General features: G+C 68.0%; 11 protein-coding genes. 2 read left to right on the top strand and 9 right to left on the bottom strand.

The window, feature by feature from the left end:
- Positions 1-121 precede the first annotated feature (121 nt).
- Positions 122-631 (top strand): DUF3368 domain-containing protein, encoded by a 510-nt coding sequence (locus QM569_RS05985; protein WP_414986311.1) that lies wholly within the window; start codon positions 122-124, stop codon positions 629-631.
- Between the two features lie 68 nt (positions 632-699).
- Here the strand turns inward: QM569_RS05985 and QM569_RS05980 are convergent, their stop codons facing one another.
- Positions 700-1,596: a FecR family protein gene (locus tag QM569_RS05980; protein WP_414986310.1), complete on the bottom strand. Its 897-nt coding sequence runs from the start codon at positions 1,594-1,596 to the stop codon at positions 700-702.
- Positions 1,593-2,150: an RNA polymerase sigma factor gene (locus tag QM569_RS05975; RefSeq protein ID WP_414986309.1), complete on the bottom strand. Its 558-nt coding sequence runs from the start codon at positions 2,148-2,150 to the stop codon at positions 1,593-1,595. The genes QM569_RS05980 and QM569_RS05975 overlap by 4 nt, the downstream gene beginning before the upstream one ends.
- Before the next feature lie 247 nt (positions 2,151-2,397).
- On the opposite strand from QM569_RS05975, the gene QM569_RS05970 reads away from it, so the two are divergent.
- Entirely contained in the window at positions 2,398-2,814 is a 417-nt protein-coding gene (locus QM569_RS05970) for a CZB domain-containing protein (RefSeq protein WP_414986308.1), read from the top strand.
- Here the strand turns inward: QM569_RS05970 and QM569_RS05965 are convergent.
- The 7 genes from QM569_RS05965 to QM569_RS05935 form a co-directional block, all read right to left on the bottom strand.
- A complete protein-coding gene (locus QM569_RS05965) occupies positions 2,786-3,235 on the bottom strand; it encodes a hypothetical protein (RefSeq protein WP_414986307.1) in 450 nt (149 codons plus the stop codon). The genes QM569_RS05970 and QM569_RS05965 overlap by 29 nt on opposite strands.
- A gap of 21 nt (positions 3,236-3,256) precedes the next feature.
- Entirely contained in the window at positions 3,257-3,547 is a 291-nt protein-coding gene (locus tag QM569_RS05960; protein ID WP_414986306.1) for a septum formation initiator family protein, read from the bottom strand.
- Between the two features lie 120 nt (positions 3,548-3,667).
- Positions 3,668-4,954 carry a phosphopyruvate hydratase gene (gene eno, locus QM569_RS05955; RefSeq protein WP_414986305.1) on the bottom strand — a complete coding sequence of 429 codons (1,287 nt, stop codon included), beginning with the start codon at positions 4,952-4,954 and terminating at the stop codon, positions 3,668-3,670.
- Positions 4,951-5,169 (bottom strand): hypothetical protein, encoded by a 219-nt coding sequence (locus tag QM569_RS05950; protein ID WP_414986304.1) that lies wholly within the window; start codon positions 5,167-5,169, stop codon positions 4,951-4,953. Before QM569_RS05950 ends, eno begins: the two co-directional genes overlap by 4 nt.
- A gap of 14 nt (positions 5,170-5,183) precedes the next feature.
- The gene (locus tag QM569_RS05945) at positions 5,184-5,474 is read right to left on the bottom strand and encodes a DUF1330 domain-containing protein (RefSeq protein WP_414986303.1); all 291 of its coding nucleotides are present in this window, start codon (positions 5,472-5,474) and stop codon (positions 5,184-5,186) included.
- Positions 5,475-5,479: 5 nt separating this feature from the next.
- Positions 5,480-6,337 carry a 3-deoxy-8-phosphooctulonate synthase gene (kdsA, locus tag QM569_RS05940; protein ID WP_414986302.1) on the bottom strand — a complete coding sequence of 286 codons (858 nt, stop codon included), beginning with the start codon at positions 6,335-6,337 and terminating at the stop codon, positions 5,480-5,482.
- Positions 6,338-6,342: 5 nt separating this feature from the next.
- Positions 6,343-7,992 (bottom strand): CTP synthase, encoded by a 1,650-nt coding sequence (locus tag QM569_RS05935; protein ID WP_414986312.1) that lies wholly within the window; start codon positions 7,990-7,992, stop codon positions 6,343-6,345.
- Positions 7,993-8,014 lie beyond the last annotated feature (22 nt).

Raw genomic sequence — 8,014 nt, 5'->3', positions numbered from 1 at the left:
CAGTTGTGGACAACACGCCTCGGGGCGTGAGAGGCGCCCGTCGTGTTGTCCACAACCACGCCCGGTGGACAACCCTGCGCTGTGCGTTATCCACGGCCTCTATGGAACGGAGGGTAGGCCAGTGAGCCGCCGCGTCGTCATCGCCGATGCCGGGCCGCTGATTGCGCTGGCCCGCATCGATGCGTTGGCCCTGCTGCGCGGGCTGTTCGGCCGCGTGTGCATCACGGCCACGGTGCGCGACGAGGTCTTACCCGCTTCCGCCGCCTTCCCTGACGGGGCCTTGCTGGCGCGCACCCTGCAAGAAGGCTGGATCGAGGTGGTGGACGAGCTGCCGGGCGGCTGGAAGCCGCTGAACCCCGGCGTCGATGCGGGCGAGGCCAGCGCCATCCACACGGCGTGCGTCTGGCGCGACGCGGGCGATGCCGTGCTGTTGGTGATGGACGACCGTGCCGGGCGGCTGGAGGCCCGGGCGCACGGCATTGCGCTGGTCGGCACGGCAGCGGTGATCGGCATGGCCAAGGCCGAGGGGCTGGTGCCGGCGGCACGCCCGCTGCTGGAGCGGCTGCCGCAGCAGGGCTACTACCTGGCGCGGGCGGTGATCGAGGCGGTGCTGGCGGATGTGGGGGAGTAATGGTTTATTAAAAACCATAGCTGCCTGCGCTTGACTGGCGGGCGCTGGCGCCTATTTTGACCATGATTTCACCGCCCGTCGGGCGAAATCTCCACGCTGCCGTCGCCGTGGCGCCGCACCTGCGCGGGCACGATGCGCGGCAGCAGGTCGAGCAATTGGTCGGTGTGCGCCGTCTCGAACACGCCGGTGACGGCCTGGGCGCCCAGCCGCCCGTCGTCGCGCAGGCGGATGGGGGCGCTGCGGTAGCGCTGCACTTCGGCCAGGGCTTCGCGCAGGGGTGTGCGGTCGAAGACGAGGCGGCCCAGCTGCCAGGCGCCGACCTGTGTGGCGTCCACCGGCTGGGGGGTTGCGGGCAGCGGGCCGCCCAGGTGCAGGCGCTGGCCGGGCGTGAGCAGCTGCGGTGCGTCCGCGCTGCCCGGGCCGCGCACTTCCACGCGGCCCTGCAGCACGGTGACCTGCACCTGGTCGCGGTCGCGGCGCACGTCGAAGATGGTGCCGACGACGCGGATGCGCGTGGCGGCGGCGGTGACTTCGAAGGGGCGCCAGGCGGATGGTTCTACGGCGAAGCGCGCCTGCCCGTGCCGCAGCGCGACGCGGCGGCTGCGCAGGTGCCAGCTCACGTCGAGGGCGGTGGCGGTGTCCAGCGTCAGGGTGCTGCCGTCGGCCAGCGCCACGCTGCGCTGCTCGCCGATGGCGGTGGCGTGGTGCTCGGTGCGCCAGGCCGGGTCGGCCCAGTACAGCAGGCCTGTGGCGGTGCCCAGGACGAGGGCCGCCGCGCCGCCATTGCGCAGCGCGGTGCGGGCGCGCGGCGGCTTGGGCGGGGGCAGGGGGAAGAGGGCGCGCAGGGCGTCGCGTTCGGCATCCAGCGCGGCGTCGAACGGGTGTTCGGGCGGCGTGCCACTGCCGTCTTGCGGGTTGGCCGGGGCAGGACTGGCGGCCTGGCGCGCCGCGTGTGCGGAGGTCATGGCGGCGACAGGTCGCGCAGGGTGTCGTCCAGCGCGCGGCGGCAGGCGGCGGTGCCCAGCGCGAGGTGCTTTTCCACGGTCTTGAGCGAGATGCCCAGGTGCTGCGCGATGTCCTGCTGCGGCAGGCCGTGGATGCGGTGCATCACGAACACGTCGCGGCAGCGCGGGGGCAGGGCGTGGATGCTGTCGGCCAGCAGCGCGAGGCGCTGGCGGCCCTCCAGTATGCGTGCCGGGTCGCAGCTCTCGTCCGGCAGGGCGGTCGCGTCGGGCGGTGCGGCCTGGCCTTCCACCCAGAACGCATGGCGCTGCTCGATGCGGCAGCGGTCGATGGCGCGGCGCGTACACACGGTGCGCAGAAAGGCCAGCGGCGTGCGCGGCGGCGCGGGCGGGCGTTCGATCAGCTCGGCGCAGACGTCGTGTACGACCTCGCGGGCCATGCCAGCGTCGAACCAGCGCGCCACGGGGCCGCGCCGCACGTGGGCGACGAGTTCTTCGTAGTGGTGTACGAGCGTGCTGATCGGCGGCCGGAGGGCGGTGAGGGGCAGGGCTGGCACGGGTTTGGAGGGGTATGGACGGGCGGGGAGGTGGGAGATGCTGATGCATTCTAAATGCGAACGGTTCTCGGTATCCGCGCCACACGGACACCGACCGGGGCCGCGCGGAGGGTGACCATCGTTGACATTCATTTTTGCCGTACCGCTCTAAGATCGCGGTTGTCAACAAGGGGTGGTCATGGAACTTCTACGTCGAGTCTTTCACAGCAGCAGTCGCCGCGCACACGCGCCGGTGGCGCCACTGGCGTTGTTCGACAGTTCCGCAGCGGCGGATTCGCGGCGTGCGGATACCTTGCTGGCCGCGCTGGACATCGACGCGGCGATCAACGCCCACGAGCGCTGGAAGGCGCGCCTGATGGACTACCTGGAAGGCCGCACCTCCGTGGGCCTGGATCCTGCGGTGGTGCGCCGCGACGACCATTGCGCGCTGGGCCGCTGGCTGCACGGCGTGGGCGGCGAATTGCTGGGCGACCAGCCCGCCTTTCCGCTGTTGATGTCGCGCCACCAGTATTTTCACGAGCAGGCGGCCCTGCTGGTCGAACTGGCCCAGCGCGGCGAGTGGGACAAGGCCGTGCAGGTGCTCAACGGCGGCTACCGCTATGGCTCCAGCCAGGTGGTGCTGCTGCTCAAGGAACTCAAGCGCGCCCTGGTGCAGCAGGCCTGAGGAGCGCGCTGAACAGGCGGTGCTCGCATTCCGGGTCGCTGCACTTCTCGCAATGCCAGGCGCGCTGCCTGGCGGATTCAGCATCAAAATGGCCGCCAGCGCTTGCTGGTAAAGCGCAAGCAGCTATGCTTTTAATAGCTTTCAGCGCATGCTCGACACGCTGCATGCCCTGCCCATACACCACCTGAAAAGCCTTGCCTGAGCGCGCCAGTTCGGCACGCAGCCGCGCATCGGCGGCTTCTTGCGTGGGGCGCTGGTGCGCGGGGCAGGGCAGGTCCAGCCCCATGAGCAGCACCAGCTGGGCCTGTGGTGACGGTGTGCGGGTGATCTGAAGGGAGTCCGCCGGAACGCGCTCGCGCAGCGCGTCGGCCAGTGCGTCCGCCCCCGTACACGGGGCCCCCAGCAGGGCTACCACTGCCACGGGAGCCACGCGCGCCGCCGCTCAACGCGGGGGTGTTCCACGGGTGTATTGCACGTAGATCTCGTTGGGCTTGACCATGCCCAGCTCGCTGCGCGCCTTTTCTTCCACCATGTCCAGCCCTTCCTTGAGGTCGTGTACCTCGGACGCCAGGCGTTCGTTGGCCTGGCGGGCCTGGTCGTTGGCCGCCTTCTGTACCTCGATGCGGTGCTGCATGGCGTTGACGCGCGGCACGCTGCCGCGCCCGAGCCAGAGCTGGGCGTGCAGGGCGGCCAGCAGGGCCAGCAGGACGACGGGGACGAGGCGGGAGCCCATGGGGTTAGCTACTGCCCTCGCTTGTTTTGGCGCAAGGTTTCGCCGCCGGGCCGCCCCAAGGCGAAACGCGGCCCCCCTGGGGGGCAGGGAGCCACACGCAGTGGGCGACCGTGGGGGTCATTACTTCAGGTTGTAGAACGCGGCGCGGCCGGGGTACTGGGCGATGTCGCCCAGGTCCTCTTCGATGCGCAGAAGCTGGTTGTACTTGGCGATGCGGTCGGAGCGCGACAGCGAGCCGGTCTTGATCTGCCCCGCGTTCGTGCCCACCGAGATGTCGGCGATGGTGCTGTCTTCCGTTTCGCCCGAGCGGTGGCTGATGACGGCGGTGTAGCCCGCGCGCTTGGCCATCTCGATGGCGGCGAAGGTCTCGGTCAGCGTGCCGATCTGGTTGATCTTGATGAGGATGGAGTTGGCGATGCGCTTGTCGATGCCTTCCTTCAGGATCTTGGTGTTGGTGACGAACAGGTCGTCGCCCACGAGTTGCACCTTGCTGCCCAGGCGCTCGGTGAGCAGCTTCCAGCCGTCCCAGTCGCCTTCGTGCATGCCGTCCTCGATGCTGATGATGGGGTACTTGTCCACCCAGGCCGCCAGCATGTCGGTCCACTGCTGGGCCGTCAGGCGCAGGCCGCCTTCGCCTTCGAGCACGTAGTGGCCGTCCTTGTAGAACTCGCTGGCGGCGCAGTCCAGGCCCAGGGCGATCTGCTCGCCTGCGGTGTAGCCCGCCTTCTCGATGGCGTCGAGGATCAGGCGGATGGCGGCCTCGTGGTTCTCCACGCTGGGGGCGAAGCCGCCCTCGTCGCCCACTGCCGTGCTCATGCCCTTGTCGTGGATGATCTTCTTGAGCGCATGGAACACCTCGGCGCCCCAGCGCACGGCCTCGCGAAAGCTCGGCGCGCCCACGGGGATGATCATGAACTCTTGCAGATCGAGGCTGTTGTTGGCGTGCGCGCCGCCGTTGATGACGTTCATCATCGGCACCGGCAGTTGCACGCTGCCCATGCCGCCGAGATACCGGTACAGCGGCAGGCCCGATTCCTCGGCGGCGGCGCGGGCCACGGCCATGGAGACGGCGAGCATGGCGTTGGCGCCCAGGCGGCTCTTGTTCTCGGTGCCGTCCAGGTCGATCAGGGTCTTGTCCAGGAAGGCTTGCTCGGACGCATCCAGGCCCAGCACGGCCTCGCTGATCTCGGTGTTGATGTGCTCCACGGCTTTCAGCACGCCCTTGCCCAGATAGCGGGCCTTGTCGCCGTCGCGCAGCTCGATGGCCTCGCGGCTGCCGGTGGACGCGCCCGAGGGCACGGCGGCGCGGCCCATGACGCCGCTTTCCAGCAGCACGTCGCATTCGACGGTGGGGTTGCCGCGGCTGTCCAGCACTTCGCGGCCTACGATGTCAACGATTGCACTCATGAAGTTCTTCCATTTCTAGATAACAAAAACCAAGCGATGAACCCGCTGGCGCAGGCGGCCAGCGGAATCAGCAAAATCTGCGTGGCCGCTGCCGCGAACCTGCATGCCATGTCGGGCAGCGCGAAATCGGGGCTGCACAGGTGCGTGGCGAGCCAGCCCAGGTTGCTGAGGCTCCAGCCGAGCGCGGCCCATCCGGCGAACAGGCCCAGCAGCACGGCGAGAAAAATCTTCACAGGCCCTCGACGCACACCAGCCGCATGATGGCCGCGCCCTCGCGCGCGGCGCGGGCTTTGCCGTATTCGGGCGAGTGGTAGAACGCGCGGGCAGCCTCGAAGCTGGGGAACTTGGCAACCACCACGCGTTCGGGCGTCCAGTCGCCTTCCATCACCTCGACCTGGCCGCCGCGCACGCAGATTTCAGCGCCATGCGCGGCGAAGGCTGCCGTGCTCCACTTCTTGTATTCCTCGTACTGCACGGGGTTGGTAACGCGCACGTTGGCGATGATGTATCCACTGGGCATGTCTGTCAGGCTCCAAAGTTGTTTTCGAGGAATCCGCTGCGCTTGGTCACGTCATCCAGCGCCACCAAGGTTTCCAGCAGCGCCTTCATGTGCTGGAGCGGCACGGCGTTGGGGCCGTCGGACCACGCCTCGGCGGGCCGGGGGTGCGTCTCCATGAACAGTCCCGCCACGCCCACGGCCACGCCCGCGCGGGCCAGCACGGGCACCATGTCGCGCGCGCCGCCGCTCACGGCGCCCAGGCCGCCGGGCTTTTGCACCGAGTGGGTCACGTCGAACACCACGGGCGCGCCGGAGTTGCGCATCTCGGCCAGGCTGGTCATGTCGGCCACGAGGTTGTTGTAGCCAAAGCTCACGCCGCGTTCGCAGGCCAGGAAGTTGTCTTCATCCAGCCCCACTTCTTTCGCAGCGGCGCGGGCCTTGTCGATGACGTTCTTCATGTCCCAGGGCGCGAGGAACTGGCCCTTCTTGATGTTGACCGGCTTGCCGGACTGCGCCACGGCGCGGATGAAATCGGTCTGGCGGCACAGGAAGGCGGGCGTCTGCAAAACATCCACCACGCTGGCGACCTCGGCCACCTGCGAGGCTTCGTGTACGTCGGTCAGGATGGGCAACTGCAGTTGGCGGCGCACTTCGTCCAATATCTTGAGCCCCGCATCCATGCCCACACCGCGCCGGCTGGTGCCCGACGAGCGGTTGGCCTTGTCGAACGAGCCCTTGTAGATCAGCGGAACGCCGAGCGAAGTGCAGGCGTCCTTGAGCTGGCCCGCCACGTCCAGCGACATCTGCAGGCTTTCGATGGAGCAGGTGCCCGCGATGAGGAAGAAGCGGTGCTGAAGGCCAACGTCGAAACCGCAGAGTTTCATGGGGGTCAAGCCTTTTTCTGGTGTGCCACGGCCGCCTTCACGAAGGCGTTGAACAGCGGGTGGCCGTTCCAGGGCGTGGATTTGAACTCGGGGTGGAACTGCACGCCGATGTACCAGGGGTGCGCGTCCTGGGGCAGTTCGACGATCTCGGTCAGCTGCTCGCGCTGGGTGAGGGCGGAGATCACCAGGCCCGCCGCGCGCAGCTTGTCGAGGTACTGCACGTTGGCCTCGTAGCGGTGGCGGTGGCGCTCGGTCACCACGCTGCCATAGATGCTGTGGGCCAGCGTGCCCGGCTGCACGTCGGAGCTTTGCGCGCCCAGGCGCATGGTGCCGCCCAGGTCGGAGTTGGCGTCGCGCGTCTTGATCGTGCCGTCCTCGTCCTTCCACTCGGTGATGAGGGCGATCACGGGGTGCTGACAGTGCGGCGCGAACTCGGTGGAGTTGGCGCCGCCCAGGCCCGCCTTGTGGCGCGCGTATTCGATGGTGGCGACCTGCATGCCCAGGCAGATGCCCAGGTAGGGCACCTTGCTTTCGCGGGCGTACTTGGCGGTGGAGATCATGCCCTCCACGCCGCGCGAGCCGAAGCCGCCGGGCACCAGGATGGCGTCGTACTGCGCGAGGTGCTCGCGGGCGTTGGCGTCGGTGATTTCCTCGGCGTCCACGTGCGTGATCTTCACGCGCACGTGGCTTTGCATGCCCGCGTGCTTGAGCGCCTCGTTCACCGACTTGTACGCATCCGACAGGGCCACGTACTTGCCGACCATGGCGATGGAGACCTCGCCCTTGGGGTGCTCGGTCTCATGTACCAGGTTGTCCCAGCGCTTGAGGTTGGCGGGCGGCGTGTTCAGGCGCAGCTTGTCGCAGATCAGGCCGTCCAGCCCCTGCTCGTGCAGCATGCGCGGCACCTTGTAGATGGTGTCCACGTCCCACATGCTGATCACGCCCCATTCGGGGACGTTGGTGAAGAGGGAGATCTTCTCCTTCTCCTCCTCAGGCACGGAATGCTGGGCGCGGCACAGCAGCGCGTCGGGCTGGATGCCGATCTCGCGCAGCTTCTGCACCGTGTGCTGCGTGGGCTTGGTCTTGAGTTCGCCCGCCGTGGCGATCCAGGGCAGGTAGGTCAGGTGGACGAAGGCCGCGTTGTTCGGGCCTGCCTTCAGCGCCAGCTGGCGCACGGCTTCGAGGAAGGGCAGCGACTCGATGTCGCCCACGGTGCCGCCGACTTCGCAGATGGCGACATCGACCGCATCCGGCGCGCCGATGCCCGCGCCGCGCTTGATGAATTCCTGGATTTCGTTGGTGACGTGCGGGATCACCTGCACCGTCTTGCCCAGGTAGTCGCCGCGGCGCTCCTTCTCCAGCACGCTCTGGTAGATGCGACCGGTGGTGAAGTTGTTGGCCTGCTTCATGCGCGTTTCGATGAAACGCTCGTAGTGGCCCAGGTCGAGGTCGGTCTCGGCGCCGTCGTCGGTCACGAAGACCTCGCCGTGCTGGAAGGGGGACATGGTGCCCGGATCGACGTTGATGTACGGATCGAGCTTGATGAGGGTGACTTTGAGGCCGCGCGATTCGAGGATCGCTGCAAGGGAGGCTGAGGCGATTCCCTTGCCCAGGGAAGACACCACACCGCCGGTGACGAAGACGAACTTGGTCATGTCTTTTTTGGTGGTGGGAAAT

This window comes from Acidovorax sp., assembly GCF_047607405.1.
Taxonomy (GTDB): domain Bacteria; phylum Pseudomonadota; class Gammaproteobacteria; order Burkholderiales; family Burkholderiaceae_C; genus Acidovorax.
The sequence above is the reverse complement of the archived record's forward strand: the minus strand, read 5'-3'. Positions and strand labels throughout refer to the sequence as shown.